Annotated in this window: 24 protein-coding genes; 6 read left to right on the top strand and 18 right to left on the bottom strand. The window is 60.7% G+C overall.

What is annotated here, in order from left to right; genetic code table 11:
* The first annotated feature begins 18 nt into the window (after nt 1–18).
* Nucleotides 19–921 carry a LysR family transcriptional regulator gene (locus MJP36_RS21020; protein ID WP_060756963.1) on the top strand — a complete coding sequence of 301 codons (903 nt, stop codon included), beginning with the start codon at nt 19–21 and terminating at the stop codon, nt 919–921.
* 313 nt (nt 922–1,234) lie between these two features.
* Here the strand turns inward: MJP36_RS21020 and MJP36_RS21015 are convergent, their stop codons facing one another.
* Both MJP36_RS21015 and MJP36_RS21010 read right to left on the bottom strand, forming a co-directional pair.
* Nucleotides 1,235–2,398: a catalase family protein gene (locus MJP36_RS21015; protein ID WP_090365883.1), complete on the bottom strand. Its 1,164-nt coding sequence runs from the start codon at nt 2,396–2,398 to the stop codon at nt 1,235–1,237.
* Nucleotides 2,395–4,206 carry a di-heme-cytochrome C peroxidase gene (locus tag MJP36_RS21010; protein WP_198763475.1) on the bottom strand — a complete coding sequence of 604 codons (1,812 nt, stop codon included), beginning with the start codon at nt 4,204–4,206 and terminating at the stop codon, nt 2,395–2,397. Before MJP36_RS21010 ends, MJP36_RS21015 begins: the two co-directional genes overlap by 4 nt.
* A gap of 248 nt (nt 4,207–4,454) precedes the next feature.
* On the opposite strand from MJP36_RS21010, the gene bamJ reads away from it, so the two are divergent.
* From bamJ to MJP36_RS20990, 4 genes are all read left to right on the top strand, one after another.
* Nucleotides 4,455–5,195, top strand: coding sequence for a BamJ family beta-barrel-assembly machinery protein (bamJ, locus tag MJP36_RS21005; RefSeq protein ID WP_060756966.1), 741 nt, complete (start codon nt 4,455–4,457; stop codon nt 5,193–5,195).
* Between the two features lie 324 nt (nt 5,196–5,519).
* Entirely contained in the window at nt 5,520–5,975 is a 456-nt protein-coding gene (locus MJP36_RS21000) for a YkvA family protein (RefSeq protein WP_060756967.1), read from the top strand.
* 96 nt (nt 5,976–6,071) lie between these two features.
* Complete coding sequence (locus tag MJP36_RS20995) at nt 6,072–6,410, top strand: helix-turn-helix domain-containing protein (protein WP_161550349.1); 339 nt, start codon at nt 6,072–6,074, stop codon at nt 6,408–6,410.
* On the top strand, nt 6,407–6,778 hold the full coding sequence (locus MJP36_RS20990; RefSeq protein WP_005786715.1) for a hypothetical protein: 372 nt from the start codon (nt 6,407–6,409) through the stop codon (nt 6,776–6,778). The genes MJP36_RS20995 and MJP36_RS20990 overlap by 4 nt, the downstream gene beginning before the upstream one ends.
* On the opposite strand, the gene MJP36_RS20985 is transcribed toward MJP36_RS20990, so the two are convergent.
* The 8 genes from MJP36_RS20985 to MJP36_RS20950 all read right to left on the bottom strand — a co-directional run bounded on the left by MJP36_RS20985 (nt 6,775) and on the right by MJP36_RS20950 (nt 16,519).
* Nucleotides 6,775–8,544, bottom strand: coding sequence for a bifunctional diguanylate cyclase/phosphodiesterase (locus tag MJP36_RS20985; RefSeq protein WP_060756999.1), 1,770 nt, complete (start codon nt 8,542–8,544; stop codon nt 6,775–6,777). The genes MJP36_RS20990 and MJP36_RS20985 overlap by 4 nt on opposite strands.
* Before the next feature lie 119 nt (nt 8,545–8,663).
* On the bottom strand, nt 8,664–10,745 hold the full coding sequence (locus MJP36_RS20980; protein ID WP_232966038.1) for a carboxy terminal-processing peptidase: 2,082 nt from the start codon (nt 10,743–10,745) through the stop codon (nt 8,664–8,666).
* 423 nt (nt 10,746–11,168) lie between these two features.
* The gene (locus MJP36_RS20975; protein WP_060756970.1) at nt 11,169–11,822 is read right to left on the bottom strand and encodes an HAD family hydrolase; all 654 of its coding nucleotides are present in this window, start codon (nt 11,820–11,822) and stop codon (nt 11,169–11,171) included.
* A 30-nt stretch (nt 11,823–11,852) separates the two neighbouring features.
* Entirely contained in the window at nt 11,853–12,842 is a 990-nt protein-coding gene (locus MJP36_RS20970) for an ABC transporter ATP-binding protein (protein WP_003172971.1), read from the bottom strand.
* Nucleotides 12,839–13,639, bottom strand: a complete 801-nt coding sequence (locus MJP36_RS20965) for an ABC transporter permease (RefSeq protein ID WP_060756971.1) — start codon at nt 13,637–13,639, stop codon at nt 12,839–12,841. The genes MJP36_RS20970 and MJP36_RS20965 overlap by 4 nt, the downstream gene beginning before the upstream one ends.
* On the bottom strand, nt 13,626–14,471 hold the full coding sequence (locus tag MJP36_RS20960) for an ABC transporter permease (protein WP_060756972.1): 846 nt from the start codon (nt 14,469–14,471) through the stop codon (nt 13,626–13,628). The genes MJP36_RS20965 and MJP36_RS20960 overlap by 14 nt, the downstream gene beginning before the upstream one ends.
* Nucleotides 14,468–15,274: an alkaline phosphatase family protein gene (locus MJP36_RS20955; RefSeq protein WP_244383945.1), complete on the bottom strand. Its 807-nt coding sequence runs from the start codon at nt 15,272–15,274 to the stop codon at nt 14,468–14,470. The genes MJP36_RS20960 and MJP36_RS20955 overlap by 4 nt, the downstream gene beginning before the upstream one ends.
* Nucleotides 15,275–15,451: 177 nt before the next feature.
* Entirely contained in the window at nt 15,452–16,519 is a 1,068-nt protein-coding gene (locus tag MJP36_RS20950; RefSeq protein WP_161550342.1) for an ABC transporter substrate-binding protein, read from the bottom strand.
* 352 nt (nt 16,520–16,871) lie between these two features.
* Here MJP36_RS20950 and MJP36_RS20945 point away from each other — a divergent pair, with 352 nt between their 5' ends.
* The gene (locus MJP36_RS20945; protein WP_090365867.1) at nt 16,872–17,585 is read left to right on the top strand and encodes a UTRA domain-containing protein; all 714 of its coding nucleotides are present in this window, start codon (nt 16,872–16,874) and stop codon (nt 17,583–17,585) included.
* Between the two features lie 18 nt (nt 17,586–17,603).
* On the opposite strand, the gene MJP36_RS20940 is transcribed toward MJP36_RS20945, so the two are convergent.
* Genes MJP36_RS20940 through MJP36_RS20905 form a run of 8 tightly spaced genes read right to left on the bottom strand, consistent with a single transcriptional unit; the run spans nt 17,604 to nt 23,751 of the window.
* Nucleotides 17,604–18,560, bottom strand: coding sequence for a metal ABC transporter substrate-binding protein (locus tag MJP36_RS20940; protein WP_244383944.1), 957 nt, complete (start codon nt 18,558–18,560; stop codon nt 17,604–17,606).
* The gene (locus MJP36_RS20935) at nt 18,560–19,459 is read right to left on the bottom strand and encodes a metal ABC transporter permease (protein WP_090365864.1); all 900 of its coding nucleotides are present in this window, start codon (nt 19,457–19,459) and stop codon (nt 18,560–18,562) included. Before MJP36_RS20935 ends, MJP36_RS20940 begins: the two co-directional genes overlap by 1 nt.
* Nucleotides 19,456–20,202: a metal ABC transporter ATP-binding protein gene (locus tag MJP36_RS20930; protein WP_060756978.1), complete on the bottom strand. Its 747-nt coding sequence runs from the start codon at nt 20,200–20,202 to the stop codon at nt 19,456–19,458. Before MJP36_RS20930 ends, MJP36_RS20935 begins: the two co-directional genes overlap by 4 nt.
* A complete protein-coding gene (locus MJP36_RS20925; protein ID WP_244383943.1) occupies nt 20,199–21,119 on the bottom strand; it encodes a metal ABC transporter substrate-binding protein in 921 nt (306 codons plus the stop codon). The genes MJP36_RS20930 and MJP36_RS20925 overlap by 4 nt, the downstream gene beginning before the upstream one ends.
* Nucleotides 21,120–21,138: 19 nt before the next feature.
* The gene (locus tag MJP36_RS20920; RefSeq protein WP_104995970.1) at nt 21,139–21,699 is read right to left on the bottom strand and encodes a DUF6162 family protein; all 561 of its coding nucleotides are present in this window, start codon (nt 21,697–21,699) and stop codon (nt 21,139–21,141) included.
* Nucleotides 21,696–22,019 carry a hypothetical protein gene (locus tag MJP36_RS20915; protein WP_104995971.1) on the bottom strand — a complete coding sequence of 108 codons (324 nt, stop codon included), beginning with the start codon at nt 22,017–22,019 and terminating at the stop codon, nt 21,696–21,698. The genes MJP36_RS20920 and MJP36_RS20915 overlap by 4 nt, the downstream gene beginning before the upstream one ends.
* The gene (locus MJP36_RS20910) at nt 22,016–22,552 is read right to left on the bottom strand and encodes a thiamine pyrophosphate-binding protein (RefSeq protein ID WP_244383942.1); all 537 of its coding nucleotides are present in this window, start codon (nt 22,550–22,552) and stop codon (nt 22,016–22,018) included. The genes MJP36_RS20915 and MJP36_RS20910 overlap by 4 nt, the downstream gene beginning before the upstream one ends.
* A complete protein-coding gene (locus tag MJP36_RS20905) occupies nt 22,552–23,751 on the bottom strand; it encodes a PepSY-associated TM helix domain-containing protein (protein WP_198763581.1) in 1,200 nt (399 codons plus the stop codon). The genes MJP36_RS20910 and MJP36_RS20905 overlap by 1 nt, the downstream gene beginning before the upstream one ends.
* Nucleotides 23,752–23,885 lie beyond the last annotated feature (134 nt).

The following is a 23,885-nucleotide window of genomic DNA, read 5'->3' as shown; positions in this document are numbered from 1 at the left end:
ACAAAAGGATGCAATGCTGTGACCGATAACCTTAGTGGTGTGATCGCCTTCGTGAAGACTGCACAGGCTCTGAGCTTCATTGGCGCGGCGCGAGTCTTGGGGGTTTCCGCCTCAGCAGTGGGCAAAAACGTCGCCAAGCTTGAGGCTGAGCTCAATGTGCGGCTGTTGCATCGCAGCACCCGTAAAGTCAGCCTTACCGTCGAAGGGCAATTGTTTTATGAGCGCTGCCGGAAAATCCTCGATGATCTGCAAGACGCCCGCGCCATGCTCTCCCATGCCATCCAGGCGCCGCGTGGCAAGTTACGGGTCAGTCTGCCCACCATCGGTTATCGCTTTCTCCTGGCGCATATGGTCGCGTTCCGGGAGGCCTACCCGGAAATCGAGTTGGAGCTGGATTTCAACGATCATCTGGTGGACGTGATTGAAGAAGGCTTCGACGTAGTGATTCGTAGCGGAGACTTGGTCGACTCGACATTAATGGCGCGTCGGCTGGGGCCGTTCCGCTTTGTCATGTGTGCATCGCCCGAGTACTTGCGAACCCACGGCCGGCCCGAAACGCTCACTGACCTTGAGCACCACCCCTGCCTGCGTTATCGGTTTGCCACTACCGGTAAAATAATGGAGTGGACGCTGTCCGCCAATCCGGCGATCACCCAGTTGCGCCTGCCCACCGCGATGACCTTGAACAACATGGAAGCCATGCTCATGGCCGCCATCGACGGCCATGGTATCGCCTATATGCCGGATTTCCTGGCCCGGGAGGCGTTGGCCAGGGGGCAGTTGGAGACCGTGCTGAACGGGCATTCCAATGACCAAGGCCAGTTCTGGGCGCTGTGGCCCTCCAGTCGTCATCTCTCGCCGAAAATCCGTGCGTTCGTGGACTTTGCCGCTGCGCACCTGTTCACCACCCATCAAGAGTAAGGGCGGCGGCTGATTTCAACGATCAGCTTATTTGGCTTTCTTTTTCTTCTCGCCGCGAGTGGCAAGCAGTTCAAAGCAAAATGCGGCGGTGCCGAAGAGCGCGATCATTGAGAGGACGACCATACCTAACGTTGAGCTTTCCACGATGACTTCCTACGGGTTGAGGGGTAGGAGGTGACGGTAGAGTCTGTGGGGCGGGTTGCTCAATAGGGGTGACGTAATCGTTATGCCGAGCAGGCGATCTATACGGATTCTTTGCGGGTTACCCTGTCCCTGTCCGTTACCTCGATAACGGATAGGGACCCGGACAACATTACAAGTTGCGGCTATGCCGATAGTCACTGACCGCCTCGTACACCGCCTTGCGCAAGCGATTGATCCCCCCGATCGGCCGGTGCGCCTCCAGCCCGAACCACGGGTTGAACGACTGGTTGTCACAGGCCAGGTTCAAGGCCGGTGTGTCAAAGTCCTGCGCGGGAATCCGCACCTTGGCCACGGTTTCATAGGGCGCATCGCTTTCCTTCCACTCGATGCTGGTGTCTTCGATCGGCATGAATTTCTGCGGGTTCTGCCGCTGAATCTGCAATACAAAACAGGCTGGTACACGGTCGGTAGACAGTTGCTGGTTCAAGGCGCTGCGCAGAAAATTCGGCAGGTCCTGGTTCTGTTTGGGGAGCACATACTCCGGGCAGCTTTGTGGGTCGGGGGCGACGCGGAATTTGGCATTGGCCGCGCCGAATTTGTAGGGTGAAACTGAAAAGTAGGTCGCCTGCGTCGGGCTCGCCGGTGCCGGCGCCAAGGTCGCCAGGGCGATAAACAGATGGCGTACCTGCCAACTGCGAGGGTCGGCTTTGGGGAAGAACGCCAGGACCTTTTTGCCGTCGGCCTGGGCGCCGATGTTCTGCGCGTATTCCGCCACATCGCTGACAAAGAAGTTTGGGTGGCTGAACATCACGAAGTCTTGTTCCGTGCGTGCTTGCTGGTCCGCCATCAATTGTTTGCCCGGTACATCCAGCAGCTTGAGCGCCATGCCCCGAGCATCGCGAATGCTGTCGAACTGCGGGTAGGCATTGCCGTTGGACAGCCGCATCTGCGCCTGCCAGGTCTTGCCCGGCTCGGCGAACACGCCCTGGCGCAAGGCGGGGTCGAGGTCCGCCAGTACGCTGACTTCGGCCTTCACGCAGCCGTGGGCCTTGGCGTGGGCATCACGCAGGTAGCGCGTGCCTTCGCGGTGCTGGTCGACAATCCGTACCGCCGTCTGGATGATGCCCTGGGTCATGGCCGCTTCACCGGCCGGGATCTGCTCGTTCGGCGACACCGGGCCACTGTGCTGCCAGGCGAACCAGGCAGTGGCTCCCAGCCAGCCGAGCACGCCCAGGCCGATCAGCCACAACAGGGTTTTGCCGAGAAACCGGCCCAGGCGCAGCCAGAGACGTGCGAGCAGCGAGCGTTCGTTGTATTGGGATCGAATCATCATGGCAATTGTTGCTCCAGCGGGCCGCCCAGCACTTTGAGGTATTCCAGCAGCGCCCAGCGTTCTTGTGGCTGCAGGCTACGGCCGATCACGCCGTTGCCGCGTTGACCGGCGCGGAATTCATGGCCGCTGTTGTGGTTGCCGGTGATTTTGGTATCGAACAGGAAGGCGTTCTTGAAGGCAGCGGTTTCAAAGCCCAGGTGGCGCGGGTCGTAGTTGAAGGTGCCTTTATAGAACGTGGTGCTGCGCTCGTCCTGGGGCGAAAGCAATTGATAGATCGTGGGCACCGAGCCGTTGTGCAGGAACGGCGGGGTTGCCCAGACGCCGGCCAGCGGGCGTGCCTTGTAGGCGCGCAGTTCGCGCACACCGATAGGCAGGCCGAAGCCGTCCAGGCCCGGGCGTTCGGCCGGAGTCACACCGGCAGCGCGGTAGGCGTGCTCTTCGACGAAGGCGGTGACGTAGGCCAGGCCCTGGGCCACGGACATCTTTTTCAAGTCCATCGGTTCGGTCGGGGTCGGGTGCAACTGGACATCGAGCTTGGCCAGTTCCGCCGGGTCCCATTGCAGGGCGCTCAGGTCATAACGGTGGTCGGCGATGTTGCTTGCGGCGGTTGGGTCGGTGCCGATGTATTCGACCGGGAGCATTTTCAGTTGCTGCACCGGGCGTCCCGTTTCCTGGCTGACGGCGGGCACATGGCAACCGGCGCAGTTCTCGGCGAACAGGGCGCGGCCCTGGGCGGCGAGGGGTTTGTCGATGGCACCGAACAGGTCTTCCGGCCAGGTTGGTGGCTTGAGGTGTTGCAGGGTTTCTTCAATCAGGTTCAGGTCACGCACGCGCACGCTGGAAGGGTAGCGGGCGTCCCCCTGCAGCGGCTGGCCGGCGTTGTCGAAGAAATTCAGGGTGGCGCCGACGCCGAGGGCTTCGCCGATATTGCGCGCCATGGGTTGCTGGGCTGAGCCGTTCCATTGCACCCAATCGAAGGTCCAGATATCCCACAGATGCGGGTAGTCCACGGGGGCGTTGGCGATGCGGTAATTGTCCGGTGAAATCGCGTCGCCGAAACTGGCATTGGCAATACGGCCAAATGCATCGGTGCGGCCGGGGCCTTCTTCGGTGGGGTAGAGGCCACGGTGGGTGTCGTTCCAGGCGACTTTGAGGAACTGGTCTAGGGACTGCTTGAAGTCCGCGCGCAGTTGTTTCTTGTTGTTGTCGTCGTAATCGAAACCGAGCACTTCACGGGCAAAGCGCTCGAACTTCCAGGGGTTGTAATACGTGGCGGCAAGGCTGGCCACCAGGGCCTGACCGAAACTGCCGCCACGCAAGGTGGGCACGCTGGAAGGCAGCACATGTTGAGCCGAGCCACCGTCTACGCGCAGGGCCTGGCCTTTGAAGTGCAGTTCGCCGGTGTGGCAGGCGGCGCAGGTGATATCCAGATACTCCACTTTGCTGTCGGCGTTCTGATGCCGGGCGAACCCCACGGGCAGGTTGCCAGGGTTTTGCGCGGTGGGCACTTGCTTGGGGTCGACCAGGAAACCAAAGCGTGCCAGGTATTCGGGCGTGGCAAAGCGCTGCTCCGAGAAGGGCAGTTCCAGGGCTGTGAACCAGTTGTAATGCAGGCCCTTTACCTGGGTGCCCTGGGGCGTGAAGTAGTAGGTCTGACGGTCGGCGGCACTCCATTGATCCTGGTAATGCACCTGCTGCACGGGCACGTAGTCCGGCAGCCTGGGGTTGACGGTGTAATAGAGCACCACGGCCAGGAGCAGGCCCAATGCCAGGAGTATCAGGAGTAAAACACGGGAAAAAATGCGCAAGATAACTATCCTTGTCGAGGGGTAGCGCTCTTATGCCATCACCCCACGGGGGCGGCAAGTGGCCATGAGCGCGGTTACAGGTGGTCCCGCGATCCTTCGCGGACCCCCATGATGAATGAAAATGCTTTTAAACACGTGAACTTATCAGAAGTTTCCCGCTCAGATGCCGGTAGCCATTGGTCGTGGCCGCCTGATAAGCTCGCGACTTTAATTCGATTGCCCTTTTGGCGCATGAACAAGGAAATAGCATGAAACAGCATCGGTTGGCGGCGGCGGTGGCCCTGGTTAGCCTGGTACTTGCGGGTTGTGATTCGCAGACCAGCGTAGAGCTGAAAACCCCGGCGCAGAAAGCTTCCTACGGCATCGGCCTGAACATGGGCAAAAGCCTTGCTCAAGAAGGCATGGATGACCTGGACTCCAAAGCGGTAGCCCAAGGTATCGAAGATGCCGTCGGCAAGAAAGAACAGAAGCTGAAAGATGACGAGCTGGTCGAAGCGTTTGCCGCACTGCAAAAACGTGCCGAAGAACGTATGACCAAAATGAGTGAAGAGTCGGCAGTTGCCGGCAAGAAATTCCTCGAAGAAAACGGCAAGAAAGAAGGTGTGGTCACGACCGCTTCCGGTCTGCAGTACAAGATCCTGAAGAAGGCCGACGGCGCTCAGCCCAAGCCGACCGACGTAGTGACTGTTCACTACACCGGCAAGCTCACCAATGGCACCACCTTCGACAGCTCCGTAGATCGCGGCAGCCCGATTGACCTGCCGGTCAGCGGCGTGATCCCGGGTTGGGTCGAAGGCCTGCAACTGATGCACGTGGGTGAGAAGGTCGAGTTGTACATCCCTTCGGACCTGGCCTACGGCGCACAAAGCCCGAGCCCGGCGATTCCAGCCAACTCCGTGCTGGTATTCGACCTGGAACTGCTGGGTATCAAGGACCCGGCCAAGGCTGACGCCCCTGAAGCACCTGCTGCACCAGCCGCCAAGAAGTAATCGGCGCCTGAACACACAACGCCCCGTTTTGACGGGGCGTTGTTGTTTCTGCATATTGGCGAAACGCCAACCCTCCGTTCGTGCAGTGAATCTGATCGAACGTCCGTTGTGCCGTGCAGTCTGAACTAAGACTCAAGCATGGGTAGCCGCACATCAACGTCAAGTCAATGAAATCTTGGGTTTTTTTAATGTGCGCAAAAAACGCCCGATCTAACTGAAAGCCTTGTAAACAGAGGGTTTCAGCCATGAAAAAAGGCTCTGTTCACAAGGTTATCCACAATTTGTGTGGATAACCTTTTCTGTCGTCTGGAACTGGAGTGACGAATGAAACCACCCTTCAATTTCACCCGTTTCCTGCCCATGGCTGCGCGCCTGCTCGGCCGCGGCCGCTTGCCCACCTTGCTGTTTGCCGTTGCGGCCAAGGGGTCGAGCCAGGGCAATCGCCTGGGCAAGCTCAAGGATGATCTAAAGCTGCTACAGGCCCTCTGCCTGGCTTACTGGCGTGGCGAATACCGCGCCATCAGCCCAAAGGCACTCATCTCGGTGGTGGCGGGGCTGATGTACTTTCTGAGCCCGATTGACGCGATCCCGGATTTTATCCCCGTATTCGGTATGCTGGATGACATCGCCGTGCTGGCATGGCTCATGAAGACCCTGGACGGCGAACTGAGCGCCTTTCGCGCCTGGCGTGACGCCCAGCGCCCCGAAAAGCTGGCGGTGGTTGAGCGCCTGCCGGCGACGCCTGCGCTGCTGGCCGAGGAAAACCCGCAAAAAAACTGACGGTGCTCATATCCCCCTGCGACCTTTGTGGCTGTTAGGATTACACTTCTAAGGAAAGAACTTACTTAGTAAGTGTTGTTATCCTACGGGGCAGTCATGGATATTCAGATCATTTCACGCGATGGCGAACCCGAATACGCGGTGTTGCCATGGGACCAGTACCAGGCGCTGCTTAAAGCTGCCGGCCAGCAACAACCCGTACCGACTTCATCTTCTGCCACCCAGGCCACGCCTGATCAGGCTTTGCGTCCTCTCGCCGACCTGCGCGGCTTGCGTGAAGGCAAGGGCCTGGCCATCGAAGCCCTGGCCCGCACCGTAGGGATCAGCCCCTCGTACCTTGGATTGATTGAAAGTGGTGAGCGCCAGCCGGATGCCGCTATCCGCCGCAGCCTGGCCTGGGAATTGGGCGTTGCAGGTTGGAGGGATGAATCTTGAGCCTACGTATCAGTCGTCAACACTGGGATGGATTACTCAACGAGTTGGACCAGGCGCGCCGCCAGCGCCATTTGCTGACCTACCGCGCGCTGCTGGAGCGCCTGCAGTTTCCGACCCCTGCCATGCAAACCCTGGCTGCCGCTCTCGAACACCTGGCGGCGCTGGATGCCAAGGCCGAGCAGCCGTTGCGCAGTTCCCTGGTTATCAGCCAGGGCGCCAGCCGCCTGCCACGTACCGGTTTCTTTGAGTGTGTAGAGCGCCTGGGGCGCTTCAGTGGGCCATCCGATGGCGTGGCCGCTGCCTCCTGGCATGCCTCGGAAGTGGTGCGGGTATTCGAATACGAGTACCCGGAATCCGCCGAGGCTTAAAGCGCCTGGGGCAGCGTCTCCACGCTGTCGATGACATGGATGCTGTAACCGGCCACATTCTTGGCATGGTGTTTGGCCTGGGAGGCCAGCTCCGCCAACTGGCTGGCATCCAGTTGTCCACAGGCCTGTGGATAGAGATGCACCACGCCAATGGACAGCGACAGCAGCGCGAACTCCTGACGTATACCCTGGCGGTTCAACGCCACGAAACAGCCGGCCTCCAAGTGTTCGGCGCGATAGAAGCGTCGGCATTGGGTGTGGAAATCATCCAGCAACTGGTTGAGCCGCTTGCGCCAATCCTGCGGGCCGAGCACCAGCAAAAAATCATCACCGCCAATATGCCCGACGAAGTCTCGGCTGGGGTCGATCCGGTCGTTCAGGCATTGCGCCAGGCATAGCAGTACCTCATCGCCACGTCCGTAGCCGTAGATATCATTGAACGGCTTGAAACTGTCGATATCCACGTAGCAAATCACCGACTCACGTTGTTGCTGCAGCAACCGCGTCAGGCACTGCTGGATGGGCACGTTGCCCGGTAGCAGGGTCAGCGGATTGGCGTAGCGTGCCTGCTGGATTTTCAGCTCGGTGATCAGCTTGAGCACATCGATCACCCGGCCCAGGCCCAAGTAATCCCCGTTGAGGGTGATGATGAAATCTTCTTCGATGCGTTGCCGCGCGCGGCTGGTCAACAGGCGGCTGACTTGCTGAAGCGACTGGCTCAACTCCACAGCCAGAAAGTCATCGCTCATCAAGCGGCTGATGGGCTTGCGCGCGAACAGATCGGTGGCGAAAGGCTTGAGCAGCGCATCGGACAACGAGTGTCGATGCACAATGCCGACCGGGTGGCCACGTCGATCCAGCACGGCCAGCGAGTTCAGGTTGGCCTGGCGGCGAAACGACTCCAGTACCTGGGCGGTGGCGGTGTCTTGGTCCACCGCTGGTTGTTCGTTGAGCAGGGCGCTGAGGTCGCTGCCTTCTTCGCTGAGGGCGGTGCTGGCACTGTCTTGCTTGGGCAGCATCAAGTGCGCTTCTTGCGGCGGATGTTCCTGGGGCCGGCAGAGCAGATAGCCCTGGACCAGGTCGACGCCCATCTCCGTCAATACCGCGAGTTCTCCAGGCAGTTCGATGCCCTCGGCAATGACCTGGGCATGGGACGCCCTGGCGATTTGCAGGATAGAGCCGACGAATTCGCGCTTGAGTGCGTCCTGGTGAATACCGTCGATAAAGTGTCGGTCGATCTTCACGTAATCCGGGCGCAGTTCCGACCACAGGCGCAGGCTGGAATACCCGGCGCCCAAGTCATCCAGGGCAATGGCGAAGCCCATGTCGCGGTAATGGTGCAGGGCGGTTTGCAGGAGTGCGAAATCGTCGGTGGGTGTCTGTTCGGTCAGCTCGATGACCACCTGGCTGGGTGGAATGCCGAAATCGCGCAGCAGTTGCAGGGTACGGCCTGGCTGGTGCGCAGTCTCCATCAGGGATTCCGGCGAGATATTCAGGAACAGCTTGCCCGGCAGCTTCTGCTCGCTGAAGCGTCGACACGCACTTTCGCGGCAGGCCATTTCCAGCTCACTGAGTCGCCCCGTTTGGCTGGCCACCGAGAACAGGGCGACGGGGGAGTGCAGCGGGCTGTTGGAGGGGCCGCGGCTGAGGGCTTCATAGCCGAGGATACGCCGTTCGGACAGGCAGATGATCGGTTGGAACAGGCTGTGCAAACTGCCATGAGCGAGAATAGAGCCCAATGCATTCAGCTGTTCGGTCATGGTCATGGCGATCTCGATCGAAAAAAAAGGACCGCAGGCATGGAGCCTGCGGTCCTTCATTTCACGACAGAATGATGTCTATATGATGACACTCCGTAGAGTGTTCAACATTAAATCGCCATCATTTACTGTTTGGCCACCTGTTTGCTGAGCTTGAGGTAGTCCAGCAGGACCCGGCCGGTCTCGGCCAGGTAAGCGTCGTCTTCCGGCTTGGTTTTTTCCGCCTCGGCCGGCAGCGCATCTTCATCTTCTTTCTTCAGTTCCTTGAGCGGGTCTTCGCCCTTGGCCTTGCGGCGGATGTTTTCCAGCACAAGTTGCTGATTTTCGATGTCGGTGTGCTGCGCACGGCGGTCCGCTTCATTGAGGCTGACGGTTTTTTCTTCCATCAGCTTCTTGGCCAGGGCCAGTTTGTCGCGGATGAACACGAACTCGGCATCCTTGGCGGAGCGAGCGTCATGGTCGGCCTTCAACTGCGCCAGGTACGGTTTGAACGGGTCCGACGCCGGTTTGATGGCCGGGCGGATGGTGTCCCACGGCATGGCTTCGGGCAGGGCGCTCTCGCCGATTTCCTTGGTGTCGATGATCGACGGGAAGTCGATATCCGGCAGCACGCCCTGATGCTGGGTGCTCTGCCCGGAAACCCGGTAGAACTTGGCCAGCGTCAGCTTGAGCTCGCCATGGTTCAGCGGTTGAATGGTCTGCACGGTGCCCTTGCCGAAGGTCTGGCCGCCGATGATCAGCGCACGGTGATAGTCCTGCATGGCACCGGCGAAAATCTCCGAAGCCGAGGCCGAAAGACGGTTGACCAGCAACGCCATCGGCCCTTTGTAGAAGGCCCCCGGGTTCTCGTCTTCCAGCACATCGACACGGCCATCGGCGTTGCGTACCAACACGGTCGGGCCTTTGTCGATGAACAGACTGGTCAGCTCGGTCGCTTCCTGCAGAGAGCCGCCGCCGTTGTTGCGCAGGTCGATGACCACGCCGTCGACTTTCTCTTTCTGCAGTTCTGTCAGGATTTTCTTAACGTCGCGGGTGGTGCTCTTGTAGTCCGGGTCGCCGGCTCGGAAGGCTTTGAAGTCGAGGTAGAAGGCCGGGATTTCAATCACACCCAGCTTGTAATCCTTGCCATCCTGCTTGAGCTTGAGGATTTTCTTCTGCACCGCCTGGTCTTCGAGCTTCACCGCCTCGCGGGTGATCGACACGATCTTGCTGGTCTGGTCGTTCGGTGCATTGGTGTGCGGAATCACTTCCAGACGCACCACGCTGCCTTTCGGCCCACGGATCAGCTTCACCACTTCGTCCAGGCGCCAGCCGACCACATCGACCATCTCTTTGTCGGCCTGGGCCACGCCGATGATCTTGTCGGCCGGAGCGACTTGCTTGGTCTTGTCTGCCGGGCCCGCCGGCACCAGACGCACGATCTTGACCTGGTCATTGTCGCTTTGCAGGACGGCACCGATGCCTTCCAGCGACAGACTCATGTTGATATCAAAGTTTTCTGCGTTATCCGGCGACAGATAATTGGTGTGCGGGTCGTAGGACATCGCAAAGGTGTTGATGTAGGCCTGGAAGATATCTTCGGCGCGGGTCTGGTCCAGGCGTGCCAGCTGATTCTTGTAGCGCTTGGTCAACAGTTCTTGAATGGCCTTGGGCTCTTTGCCGGCGATCTTCAAGCGCAGCACTTCGTCCTTGACGCGTTTGCGCCACAGGTCGTCGAGGGCGGCGGTGCTGGTCAGCCAGGGCGCGTCCTTGCGATCCACCAGAAGGGTTTCCTTCTGGGTGAAGTCGAGCTTGTCGACGCCTTTGTTCAACTCTGCCAAGGCGAAGTCCAGACGCGCTTTGACGCGGTCCAGGTAGCGCTTGTAGATGGTAAAGCCGGGCTGCAGGTCGCCGCTCTTGAGGAAGTCGTCGAACTGCGTCTTCCACTTGTCGAACTCAGCGATATCGCTGGCCAGGAAGTAGCTGCGCGAGGGGTCCAGCAGCTTGAGGTAGCTGTCGTAGATGATCACCGAGCGAGCATCGTCCAAGGGCGGCTTGCTGTAGTGATGGCGCTTGAGCAACTCGACGACGTTAAGGCTGGCAATCACCTCATCGCGATCAGGCTGAAGGTTGTCCCAGCTGTTGGCTGCGAACGTATTGGTCGACATCGACGCGAAGCCGAGACCAATGAAAAAAGCGAGGGCGGTGCTGGGGAACAAATGCTTCATGCTGATTCGACGCGGGGGCAATTGATAACGCATATTAGGCCGTCTTTGAGGGAGCCGGTTCCATATGGTCCGGTCGCATAATGCAAAAAGCCCGGCGCTACTGCTACGGGCTCAGTCCGGAGTCACTATGGAGGCACTCTGAAAGCATTGCAAGGCGTTGGAGATCATACGGATTGGTTAGAGGATTCCAGTCCTACCTGTAACGTAGGTCAAGTTCGCCTCTGTGAGTCTGAATCGCGACAGTTTTGAGCCTTTATCTCGGGTTTGACTAAAACCGGGTTGGAATTGGAGTGCGACCCGCCATGTGGGAGGGGGCTTGCTCCCGATGGCGGTGTCTCAGTGAAGAATGTTTCATCTGATGCCCGCCATCGGGAGCAAGCCCCCTCCCACATGTTGACTGGGATTACAATTCCAGAGGCAGTGTCAGACCCAATGATGGATCGGCCAGCCGGCCTGTTCGGCATGGGCCCGCAGCACCGGGTCTGGGTTCACCACCTGTGGGAACTCGACTTTGCTCAACAGCGGCAGGTCATTGCGCGAATCCGAGTAGAAGTACGCGCCCTCCAGTTTCTCACCTTCCTGTTCCAGCCATTCCAGCAAACGGGTGATCTTGCCTTCGCGATATGTCAGTACCCCGATGGTCTGGCCGCTGTACACGCCATGCTTGATGTCCAGTTCGATGCCCAGCACTTCGTCGATACCGATGCGTGCCGCAATCGGCTTCACCAGGTGGGTGCCCGACGCGGAAATCACCAGGATCCGGTCGCCCTTTGCACGGTGGCGGGCGATGGTCTGGGTGGCATCGCTGTAGATCAGCGGTTCGATCACATCTTCAACCCACGGCTCCACCAGATGCTCGATTTCTTCCGGCGTGCGGCCGATCATGGGCTCCAGGCTGAAATCCATGAAGTCTTCCATGCGCAGCTTGCCTTGGCTGTAGGCGTCCATCAGTTCGTTGTTCTTGCGCATGAACGACTCAGGGTCGACCCAGCCCAGGCGGCCCATCTGTTCGCTCCACAGGGTGGCGCAGTCACCGTGGATCAAGGTGTCGTCCAGATCAAAAATTACCAATGCCATCCGTCACTCTCTCTCAAGTCAATCGTTGCATCAGGCTACTTCACACAACGCACTGGGGTCGATGGAAAGTGCCAGGCGCTGCCCGTCGGGGTGCAGATCGTCGGCCGAGCGGTTGAGCACGTCCACCACCAATTCCACGCCGCGCGCTTCGATGCGGTAGCGAATCACGTTACCCAGCAGGCTGTGGCTGCGCACCAATGCGTCCAGCTCGCCGCTGCGGCTCAGTTCGATGGCTTCGGGACGAATCGCGATGCGCCCGCTGATCGGACGTTGCAGCAATTGGCTGGCCTTGTCGGCGTCGAGCAGGTTGTAGTTGCCGATAAAACCGGCGGCGAATACGTCCACCGGCGCGGTGTAGAGGGTTTCGGCGTCGCCGCTTTGCACGATCTTGCCTTGGTTCATCAGGAAGATGCGGTCGGACATGGTCAGCGCTTCTTCCTGGTCATGGGTCACGAAGATCGTGGTCAGGCCCAGTTCACGCTGGATCTGGCGTATCTGCTCGCGCAGGTGCTTGCGAATCCGCGCATCCAGTGCCGACAGCGGCTCATCCAGCAGCAACAGGCGCGGGCGGGTCACCAGGGAACGCGCCAGAGCCACGCGCTGGCATTGCCCGCCGGACATCTGGTGCGGGTAGCGGCCGGCGAGATCCTTGAGCTCCACCAGTTGCAGCACTTCCTGCACGCGCTTGTGGCTGTCATCGGCGTTGACCTTTTGCATGCGCAAGCCGAAGGCGACGTTTTGCTCCACGGTCATGTTGGGGAACAGCGCATAGCTTTGGAACACCATGCCGATATTGCGTTTCTGCGGGCTCAGCGGAACGATGTCCTGCCCGTCCAGCAGGATTTTCCCACTGTCCACCGAGGTCAGCCCGGCGATGCAGCGCAGCAAGGTCGACTTGCCGCAACCGGACGGGCCGAGCAGGGTGACGAACTCGCCCTTGGCGATCTCGCAGTTGATGTCGCTGAACACCGGGGTGCCCGCGTAGCCTTTTTGCAGATGTTGGACGCTGACGAAGCTCATTGGCTTTTGTCCTTGTTCAAGATATTGGCGGCCCAGGTCAGCACCAGCACAAAGAAGAAATAGGAAATGACGACGGCGCTGGTGAAGTGGCCGCTGCTGTTGCGCATGTTGTTCAGGTACACCTGCAGGGTCTCGTAGCGGGTACCCACCAGGATGTTGGCGAACACGAACTCACCGAACAGGAACGAGAACGACAGCAGCAGCGCGACCATCAGACCCTTGCGCAGGTTCGGCAGCACCACCAGGATCGCCGCCTGCCAGGTGCTGGCGCCGAGCAGTTGGGACGCGTCCATCAGGTCGCGCAGGTTGATGGCCTGCAGGTTGTTGGTGATTGCCCGATACATGAACGGCAACGCCACGGTGAAGTAGCAACCGATCAGAATCCACGGCGTGCCCACCATCGCCAGCGGCCCCGAGCCGTAGAGTTGCAGCAAACCTACCGACGACACCACCGGCGGCACCGCGAAGGGCAGCAGGATCAGGATATTCATCAAGGCGTCGAGCTTGGGGAAGTGGTAATGCACCACGAACAGCAGCGGCAGAATCAGCACCACCGACAGGATCAGCGCGCCCACGCACACCACCAACGACTGGCCGAAGGCCGCCAGGAAGCGTGGGTCGCTCCACAGTTGCACGTACCATTTCACGGTAAACCCGGCGGGCAGGACCGTCGCCGACCAACTGCTGGCGATGGAGTAGACAAAGGTGCCTACCAAAGGCAGCACCAGAATCGCAAACAGCAGGTACACCACGACCCGATGGTAGAGGGAGGCCGGGCCGGCTTCAGCGCGAGACATGGTAGCTCCTCTTGAGCAGCAGTTGATGGACCACGGTGACGACGGTCATCAGCGCCACCAGTACCACGGCCAGGGCGCTGGCCATGTTCGGGTCCAGGGAGATGTCGCCGGAGACCATCGCCGCGATACGAATCGGCAGCACGTTGAAGTTGCCGGTGGTCAGTGCGTACACCGTGGCATAGGCGCCGAGGGCATTGGCCAGCAGGATCACGAATGTGCCGAGCAGCGCCGGGGTGAGCACCGGCAGGCCGATATGCCGCCAGAACTGCCAGCCGCTGGCGCCGAGCAGCGAAGCCGATTCGCGCCAGTCTTCACGCAATGCGTCGAAGGCCGGGTAGAGCAGCAGCACGCCCAGTGGAATCTGGAAGTAGGTGTAGAGAATGATCAGGCCGGTCTTGGAGTACAGGTTGAAGTCCTGAATGATCCCGGCCTGCTTGAGCATGATCGTGATGCTGCCGTTGAAGCCCAGCAGGATGATGAATGCGAACGCCAGGGGCACGCCGGCAAAGTTGCTGGTCATGTTGGCGAACGCCGTCACGAAGTTGCGCAGGGGCGAGTCCACGCGGCGCAATGAATAGCTGCCGAGCACCGAAATGATGATGCCGAACACGCTGGAGTAGAAGCTGATCTCCAGGCTGTACTGGATAGCCTGCAGGTAGAACTTCGAACTGAAGATCTTGGTGAAGTTGGCCAGGCCCCAGCCGAACTCCTCCGATTGCAGGCTATTGATCATTACCCACACCAGCGGGGCGATTTCAAACACGATGAAGAACAGCGCAAACGGCACCAGGCACAGGATCGCCAGCCATTTGCCACGGGTTATGGCGTTCACTTCAACAGCTCCCGGCAGACAGGTTTGTCGTGGGGCACACCGAGCAGTTCGCAGACGGTGCCGCACAGTTCGGTTTGCTTGGGGCTTGCCGTGGCACTCAAGTTGAAGGCCGAGCCCAGTACGAACAGCGGCACTTCCCGTTCTTCCGGCAGCATGCCGTTGTGGGAGCGATCGTTGTTCATGCCGTGGTCGGCGGTCACCAGCACCTGGCAGTCGGCGTCGAGCCAGCCCTGCAGGTAGTCGGCGAGGATGATGTCGGCCGAGCGTGCGCTGTTGCGGTACTGCGCGCTGTCGAGGCCATGCTTGTGGCCGGCGTCATCTATGTTCATCGGGTGCACCAGCAGGAAGTCCGGTGTGTGCTTGCAGCGCAGGCTTTCTGCGTCGGCAAACAGGTGGGAATCGGGGTAGTGGTCATTCCAGTAGAAATGCCCGTGCTGGATTGCCAGCGCCTTGTCGTCGGTGTGGCGATCTCGGGAGGCAATGAAGGGCGTGCGGTTATACAACTCGCTGACCCAATGGTAAGCCGCCGCCGCAGTGGTCAGCCCGGCGTCGGTGGCGTAATGGAAAATGCTGCGTTGATTGGACAGGCGTGAAACGTTGTTGTGCACGATGCCGCTGTCGATCGGAGGAACACCGGTGAGGATGCACTCATACAGCGGCCGCGAGAGCGACGGTAATTCACATTCCAGTTTGTAAAGCGCTGCGCGTCCTGCGCCGATATAGGCCTGCAGATGCCCCATGGCATGTCGGGCAACCTCGTAGTTCAGGCCGTCGAGCACCACAAGGATGACGTTGTGCTTCATAGGGGGAGAGGCTCCGCAACAGTTGGGCTTGACTCGATTTTTGTGAGAGGGGGCCGGCTCCCGATAGCGCAGGATCAGCCAATGTATGTGTTGAATGACACACCGCTATCGGGAGCAAGCCCCCTCCCACACAAGCTCGCACCCACATTGGATCTCCATCCAATGTGGGTTGAAGCCTTACTGCATATTGATGATGACTTCTTCCTGCCACTTCTGCGGCAGCGCCTTGGAGGTTTTCTCCCAGGCTTCGGCATCTTTGATCGGCGTGACTTTTTTGTACTGCTCGTTCGGCAGCAACTTGGCCTGAACCTCGGCAGGCAGGGTCAGGTGCTCGGCACGGATCGGACGTGCGTTGCCGCGTGCCAGGTTGGTCTGGCCGGCATCGCTGAAGATGTATTCGCGCGTCAGTTTGGCGGCGTTCGGGTGCTTGGCGTATTTGTTGATGATGGTGGTGTAGCCGGAAATCACCGAACCATCCGATGGGATCAGCACCACGTAATCATCCGGGTTGGCCATCTTGGCCTTGTAGCTCAGGCCGTTGAAGTCCCAGACCACACCCACTTCCACTTCGCCTTTTTCCATGGTGGCGATGGTCGGGTTGGCCAGCGACAGGCGGCCTTGCTTGGCGATTTCCGCAAACATCAGCAGTGCCGGCTGGATGTTTTTCTCGTCGCCACCGTTGGCCAGGGCGGCAGCCAGTACGCCGTTGGCGGCCTGGGCGGCGGTGCTGACGTCACCAATGGAAACCTTGTATTTACCGGTCTTCAGGTCAGCCCAGCTTTTAGGGGCTTCGGAACCGTGCAGCAGCTTTTTATTGACGATGAAGGCGATGGTGCCGGTGTAGGCCAGGGCCCAGTTGCCGTCTTTGTCTTTGGCCCAATCCGGGACCTGTTCCCAGGTGCTCGGTTTGTAGGGTTGGGTCACACCTTGTTTGACCGCGATCGGGCCGAAGGCGGCGCCGACGTCACCGATATCGGCGCTGGCGTTGTCTTTTTCGGCGGCGAACTTGGCGATTTCCTGGGCCGAGCTCATGTCGGTATCGATGTGCTTGAGGCCGTAGGTCTTGGCCAGGTCATCCCAGGTGCCTTTCCAGTTGGCCCAGTCATCGGGCATGCCGACGCTGTTGACGGCGCCTTCCGCTTTCGCGGCGGCTTCCAAGGTTTTCAAATCGGTATCAGCGGCCATGGCGGCGGTGCACATGGCAATGGTCGAGCCTAACAGTGATGCCAGGAAAAGCTGTTTCATCCGAAGCTCCTTTGGGCGTTTTCAACGCTGCGTTTTTTATCGACGTTTGCGGTGGTGTTGGTCTAGGTCAGCAATACCTGAGCCAATCTAGGCGTACTGGATGACAGTTTCATGTCGATGTCGTTTTTACATCCTCGATGTCGCTCACTTCAGACTCAGCGTAGACCATGCTCAAGTGCCCGCAGGCCCTGGACTTGGCCGATGTATTGCAGGGTGTGGAGCAGGGCGGTGGCACGGGTTGTCATCTGCCGGTCATCTGTAGTGCCTACGCTGGCAGGCAGCAGTGGAAGCCCGAATACAGCGCGGTTTATGCACCTGAACGGTGCTGGTCTAGTCCAGATAGGTAACGTTGATGCGTGATGAGGCAATCAAGGCGGTGACATCCATCGGCCTGGCGCTGCAAGAGCAGATCGACCATGGCTTGTTGGCGCCTGCGAGTAAATTGCCCGCCGAGCGCAAGCTCAGCGAGTTGTTTGGTACCACCCGCATTACCGTGCGGGAAGCCTTGTTACAACTGGAAGCCCAGGGCCAGATCTATCGTGAGGAGCGCCGTGGCTGGTTTGTCTCGCCGCCGCGGCTGGCCTACAACCTGATGCAACGCAGCCACTTTCACGCGATGGTCAGCGACCAGGGGCGGGTGGCGTCGACCGAAGTGATTTCTGCGCGCTTGCAACCGGCTTCTGCGGCCGTGTGTGCGTGGTTGCAGTTGCCGGCGCTGTCCAGCGTGATTCAGATTTGCCGGGGCCGGCGCATTGATGGGCGTCTGGTGTTGTATGTGGAGCACTACCTGAACCCGCAATACTTCCCGGGGATCCTGGCGTGCGACCTGAACCAGTCAATGACCGAGCTGTACGCACGCAAATATGACCTGCATTACGGCCGCGTTCGCTTCGAGATCGTACCGACCTCCTTGCCGGTGGAAGCCGCCGCCGCGTTGCGCGTGTCGGTCGGTAGCCCGGGCCTGCGGATTGCCCGGGTCAATTATGACCAGCATCAGCGGTTGATCGACTGCGACCTGGAGTTCTGGCGGCACGATGCGATCCATGTGGGCGTGGATGTGGTTTAACGGTAGTGAGCGGGCTTGCTAGGGTGCAAGTGCCTTGATCACCTGATCCACATTGCCTTCCAGCTCAGCCACCGGGTCCGCCCCGTCGACCTTCAATACCAGCAATTGCGCACCCCCTGCCGTCACGGCTGTTTGTACGGCTTCGCTCGGCTGACGGTGATGCAGTACCACCGCCACATCGTTGCCCTTCAAGTCGGCAGTGAGTTGCTGCAATGCCTCGGGTGTCCACTCTGCATCAGGCCGTGCATCGGTGTTGAGCACTTCCAGGTTCAGGCTGCTGACCAGGTAGCCGAAATGATCACTCAAGCTGGCCACGCTCAAGTTGTCCGCCTTGGCCAATCTGGCCTCGCTGTCGGCGGTGAGCCTGAGCAGGCGCTGCTTGAGGGCGGCGAGGTTGGCGTCGATTGTCGGCTTGGCGGCCGGTGCCAGGCGGCTCAGGTCGGCGGCCATCACGTCGGCCATGCGTCCCATATTGTTGCTCGATTGCCACGGCTGGCTGTTCAGGCCATCGGTAGCGCCTGGCTGTAGGGCAATGCCTGGCAAACCGCCGTCCACCGGGCGTGCAGCGTCCACTTCGACGATACGGATATTGCTGCGTCGCGCCACGGGGTAGAGCGGATCATCCGCCCACAATGAGCGCAAGCCAATGGCCGCGTCGGCGTCCTGCGCCAGGGCATTCAAAGCCTGCGCGCCGCGACCGGTGAAATACGCCACTTGTCGCGAGCCCGGCAGGTTGGCCGGGGCGGCTCGCTCGAGTGTCACGTCGCTACCTTTGAGCAGCACCTCGGCCAGACCGTAGGTGATCGGCAGTGAGGCCAGGACCTTGACCGGCGTCTGGGGTTGGGTCAGGGCGGCATGGCCGAGGCCCTGGTTGACCTTGAAGTGACTGGGGTCGAAACCGTCGACGGCGGCCATTGCCGAGGTGCTCAGCAAACAAGCAATGGCCAGGGTCAGCGGGCGAAAGGCAGGGTGCATTATCCAAGATTCCCTTTGAGGCTGGGCACGGTGCCGCGCGCGATGGCGGCAAAGGCAAAAGCGATGCCGGCCGTCAGAATGATCGCGGCACCGGATGGGATGGGCAGGTCGAAGATGATCGGCAACAGGATGCCGCACAGGGTGCTCACCGTGGCGATCGCCACCGAGACCCAGAAGAACCCTTTGAGTGACTGGCTAAGCAGGCGCGCCGCTGCGGCCGGAATCACCAACAACGCGCCCACCAGGATCGCGCCGATGACCTTGACCGCCGCTACGGTGATCAGCGTGACCAGGATCACGAACAGATAATCCAGGGTCTTCACCGCCACCCCGCGTACCGCCGCCAGCTGCGGGTTGAAGCTGGCCAGCATGATGCGGTTGTACAACGGCAAGGCCAGGGCCATGACCAGTGCGCCGACGACTGCCAGCACCAGCAGATCATTGCCATTGACGGTCAGCACTGAACCGAACAGTACGTTCTCCAGAATGTGCACGTTGATCTTGCCCGCCAGGATCAGCAGCAGGCTCGCACCCAACGCCAGCGACACCGAGAGAAACACCCCGATCAAGGTATCCGGGGCGAGGCCCGTGCGGTTGCGCAGGTAGTTGAGCAGGATGCCGAACAGCAGGCAGTAGCCGAACAGCGCGCCATAAGGGCCGGTGTAGGGCTCACCCAGCAGGATGCCCACTGCCACGCCGGTCAGCGCGGCGTGGCCGACGGCTTCGGAGAAAAACGCAAAGCGTTTGACCACCACCAGCGTGCCCAGGCCGCCCAGCACCGGGCCAATGAGCAAACCGGCGAGCAGCGCGTTGACCACAAAACCGTAGGCCAGTGCCTCCGGCAGATAGCCGGAAGAGGCCCAGCCCTGGACCATCAAGCGAAAGGCTTCATAACTCATTGCACCGGGCTCCGCGGGTGGGTGGAGAACAGGCTCAACAGGCGCTCCGGGGTCAGCGCCTCCTTGGGCGTGGCATCAAACAGCACCCGACGGTTGAGGCCGGTGACGCGGTCGGCCAGGCGGCTCACGGCTTGCAGGTCATGTTCGATCCATAACACGGTGAGGCCGCTCAGGCGCCAGTCGTTGAGCAGGCGTTCGAACACCTGGATACCGGCTTCATCAAGGGCTGACATCGGCTCATCCAGCACCAGCAATTGCGGTGCCGGGATCAGCCCCTGGGCCAGCAGTACCCGTTGGCGCTCACCGCCGGAGAGTGCGCCCATGCGTCGTTTGCGTTTGTCCTGCATGCCCACCCGCTCCAGCGCTTCGCCTATCGCGCCGGCGTAATGCCTGGACAGGCCGAGAAATGCCGGGCGCCGCTGGCACATGGCAGCCATGAAATCATCGACGGTCATCGGCAAGCCCCGGTCGAACTCCAGGGCCTGGGGCACATAGCCGATGGTGCCGGGCGTGTTCGGCCAGTGCAGGCGCAATTGGCCCTGGTGCGGGGTTTGCCCCAGCAGGGTCTTGATCAACGAACTTTTGCCCCCGCCGTTGGGGCCGACCAGCGCATGAATGCTGCCGGGCTGGACCTGGAAGCTCACGCCGTCAAGTATCGTCGTGCGGCCCAGGGTCAACGACACCTTGTCGAAGTCGAGGGTCGGGCCGATGCTGGCCACTTTCAGAGGTTGCGCTGCCGTCATGCGCCTGACTCTTGAATGGCGCGCACCACGGTATCGAGGTTGCGGGTCATTTCCACTTCGTACTTTTCAGGCGTGTAGTCGCCATAGGAGATATGCGACAGCGGGTACAGCTTGACCCCAGACTCGCGCTGGATGGTCTCGACGTAGGTGGACGGGAAATCCATTTCCGAGAAGATCACTTTCACGTCCAGGGCGCGCAGTTCGTCGATGGTTTTTTTCAACTGGCTGGGACTGGGCTCGATGCCGTGGGCCGGTTCGACCACGGCGGTGACCTCCAGGCCGAATTCGCGCAACAGGTAGTCATAGGCCGCGTGCACCGTTGCCACGCGCAGGTCCGGGTTGGGCGCGCGGGTCAGTTTGGCCAGGGCGTCGGCGCGCATCTGGCGCAGGCGTTTGCCGTAGGCACGGGCGTTCTGGGTGTAGGTCTTGGCGTTGTCCGGGTCGAGTTTGCCCAGTTCGCGGGCGATGTTGTTGACCTGGGCAATCGAGGCGCTGATGGACAAGAAGGTGTGCGGGTTGACCACCTTGCCGGCGCCACGGGCCGCGTTACCGGTGGCGGCCAGCAACGGCACGTTGGCGTTGGCCTCGATCACCGGGATGTCCGGGCGCTCGCTGGTGGCGATCATGCGGTCGGCAAAATCGTCATGGCCGACGCCGTTGAGCACGATCACGTCCAGGGTGCCGATGCGCTTGATGTCTTCGGCGCGTGGCTCGTAGGCGTGCGGGTTGAAACCGGCCGGGATCAATGGCACCACGTCGGCCTTGTCGCCGACGATGTTGGTCACGTAGCTGTAATAGGGGTGCAGGGTGATCCCGATGCGCAGGCGTTTAGCCGCCTCGGCGTTGGCGAGCGGGGCGAGCATCAGGCTGCAGAGGCCAACCAGCAACAGGCGTAACAGGGGCGATGAAATAGACATGGGTAATCGGTCTTCTCGTTCAGTGACGGTGCTGGCGGGTCACGCCGGCATCGAATTGCGTGACCACCTGCTGCCAACCGGCGGCAACCAGGGCCGGGTCGGTGAGGTCGGAAGGGGCGGCGAGATCGGCTCGGCGGTTGATCCACACATCCGGTTCGGAACCGTGCACACGCATCAGCAATGAGCCGCTGATGCCGGGCACCTGGCTCAAGCCCAGGTAGGCGGCCGGCTCAAGCAATTGCCAGCGATGGCCGCCCCGGCTGACCGAGCTGGCATCCTGGGCAAACGGCACAAAACCTTCTTCGGCCAGTTGTTCGGGCGTCGGCAGGGCGTTCTGCTCTTGTTGCAGCAGCTGGATTTCATCAAGGGTGACCCGCAGGTCGGCGTAGATGCCTTGTTCGGCGGGGCTCAGGTCACGACGGGCATCCAACTGATGGCTGGGCACCGCGGCTACCTCCTGGGTCTGGCCATGCAGGGACACCACGCTGCCGGCCACTGCCAGGATGATCAGGCACAGCAGCAACACGTAGAGGGTTTCGTGGCCGGCCCCGGCGGGGCGTACAACCTGTGTGGTACTCATTGTGGCTGGATGTCCGCTTGGTCGATTTCGACGACATGGCCGGGGCCGGCGTCAAACAGCACGTAGAATTCGGCGGAAGGCTTCTTGAAGGTCAGGGTCGAGTCCTGGCCGAGCTTGCCGGGCAGCAGGATGGTTTCGTCGTAGCCGATCACATCCAGGGTTACGCCCGGCGCGCCGCTGCCGTCGGAAAAACCACCCGTGCACTGGATCTGCTCGCCGGGGATTTCCTTGCATTCGCACATCGGGTTGTGGGCCAGCGCCACACTACTGAAACCGGCGCAAAGCAATAGCACTGCGCGGGATAAGCGCCTCAACATCATGGTTTGACTCCTTGCTTGTTCAGCCAGGCAATGGTGGCAGGCGAGGCCTGGCTCAGCGGGATGGAACCCTGGTGCATGCTGCCGTCCCAGCCTTCCATGGTGACCCAGAGTTCGGCATCGACGGGCGTGCGTTCCGGCACCGGCAACAGCGCGCCCATGCGGTACGGCGTACCGAAGAAGATCACCCCGGCGGCCCGGAGGCTGCGCGGTTTGCCGATGCGCAGGTAGGTGGCCTTGACCTGTTCGGTGCACGTGGCGCACAGGGCTGCGTTGAAGAATTTCATCGGGCCGGCCGGGTCCGGGCGTGGGCCTTCGTTGCGAAATTCGGCGAGGGTCAGGCTCCAGGGGCCGACCTGCACTTCCCCGGCCACTCGCTCGCCGATACCTGCGTCTCCACGAAACAGGGCCGCCTCGGAAAAGTAGCGAGGCATGAACCCCAGCGGTATCAGGATCAGCAGCACATTGGGATAGAAGCGCCACTTCAGCCAGAAGGCCCGCAGTGGCGAAGGGGCAGCCGCGACGACCTTGCTCATCAGTGACCCTCCGTGGTTTCAGCTTGCAGCACCGGGATAGGCGCCGATTGCCGTGGGGCCTTGGCTTCGCGCTTGAGTGCATGGAGCGTGGCCAGGGCGGTGCGTTTGGTCCAGATCAGCAGGCCGCTCAAGACCATCATGCTCAGCACCAGGCCGAAGAACGCCCAGATCAGTTTGATCCACAGGCCGCCGAAGTCGCCGGTGTGCAGCGGGCGCATGGACTCGGTGACGAACTCCAGCGGGGTACGGTCGGACAGCAGGTGCGAGACGCCGATTTCACCGTTGTACGGGTTCAGTTGCGCGGTCTGGAACATCAACGGGTACCAGCCGCGCCCGCCGATCTGCAGATGGCTATAGGCATTGCCCGGCAGGAACACGAAGGTGGCGTCCAGCCCCGGGATGCGTTCGCCGGCAATCTTGATCGCGTCGTCCAGGGCGATCCTCGGTGCCGGCACGCCGGGGGCCGACAGCGGCACTTTCTCCCGGGCGATCACCGGCACGATGGGTTCGCTGGAGATGGAAATCTGGTTGTCGCCCAGGATCGCCTGGATCAGGAACCAGGTGCCGGTGATGGAAATGACCGCGATGAACCAGATCGACCAGATCCCGCTCAGGCGGTGGAAATCGCCCCAGAAGATCCGGGCGCCGTGGCGGATGCGCAGGGTCGGCCTGAAAAAGCCCTTCCAGAAACGCTTGTACACCACCAGCCCGGTGATCAGCGAGGCCAGTAACGGCAGGCCGAGCAGCGATACCAGGTACCAGCCCCAGCTGTAACCGTTGGTGAACGGCACCAGCCACCAGCCGTGCAGGGCACGGGTGAACTGCTTGAAGTCGAACGCCGGGCTGATGCCCTGGATCACCCCGGAGTACGGGTTGACGTAGGCCTCTACCGAGCGCCCATCGGGGTAGGTGAGATCGACGCTCAGAGCGAAGTGCGATTCATCCGGGCGGATGATCGATTGCACGATGACTTGGGGTTCGGCTTGTTTGATCGCGGCGATCACCTGGTCGAAGCTCAGCAGTGGTGCATCCTCCGACGGTTTGCTCGCACGGATATCCGGGTTGGCGAGCCAGACGATTTCCTGGCTGACCACTGCCAGGGTGCCGGTGACGCAGACGATCAGTACAAAGAACCAGATGGGCAATGCCAGCCAGCTGTGGACGAGAAACCAGAGTTTTGAGCGCGACTTCTTCGACATGTGAATGCGGGTCTTGATCGGAGCGGGCGATGGAGGCCCGGAAAAGGCCGGTCGTAGCTTTTGCTGACGCGACGGGCTGTATCTAAGTTAAGACGAATGAGAATGGGAAATCCCTAAGCGGAAAATGAAAGAAA

Source organism: Pseudomonas palleroniana (assembly GCF_022836895.1).
GTDB classification, from domain to species: domain Bacteria; phylum Pseudomonadota; class Gammaproteobacteria; order Pseudomonadales; family Pseudomonadaceae; genus Aquipseudomonas; species Aquipseudomonas palleroniana.
The sequence above is the reverse complement of the archived record's forward strand: the minus strand, read 5'-3'. Positions and strand labels throughout refer to the sequence as shown.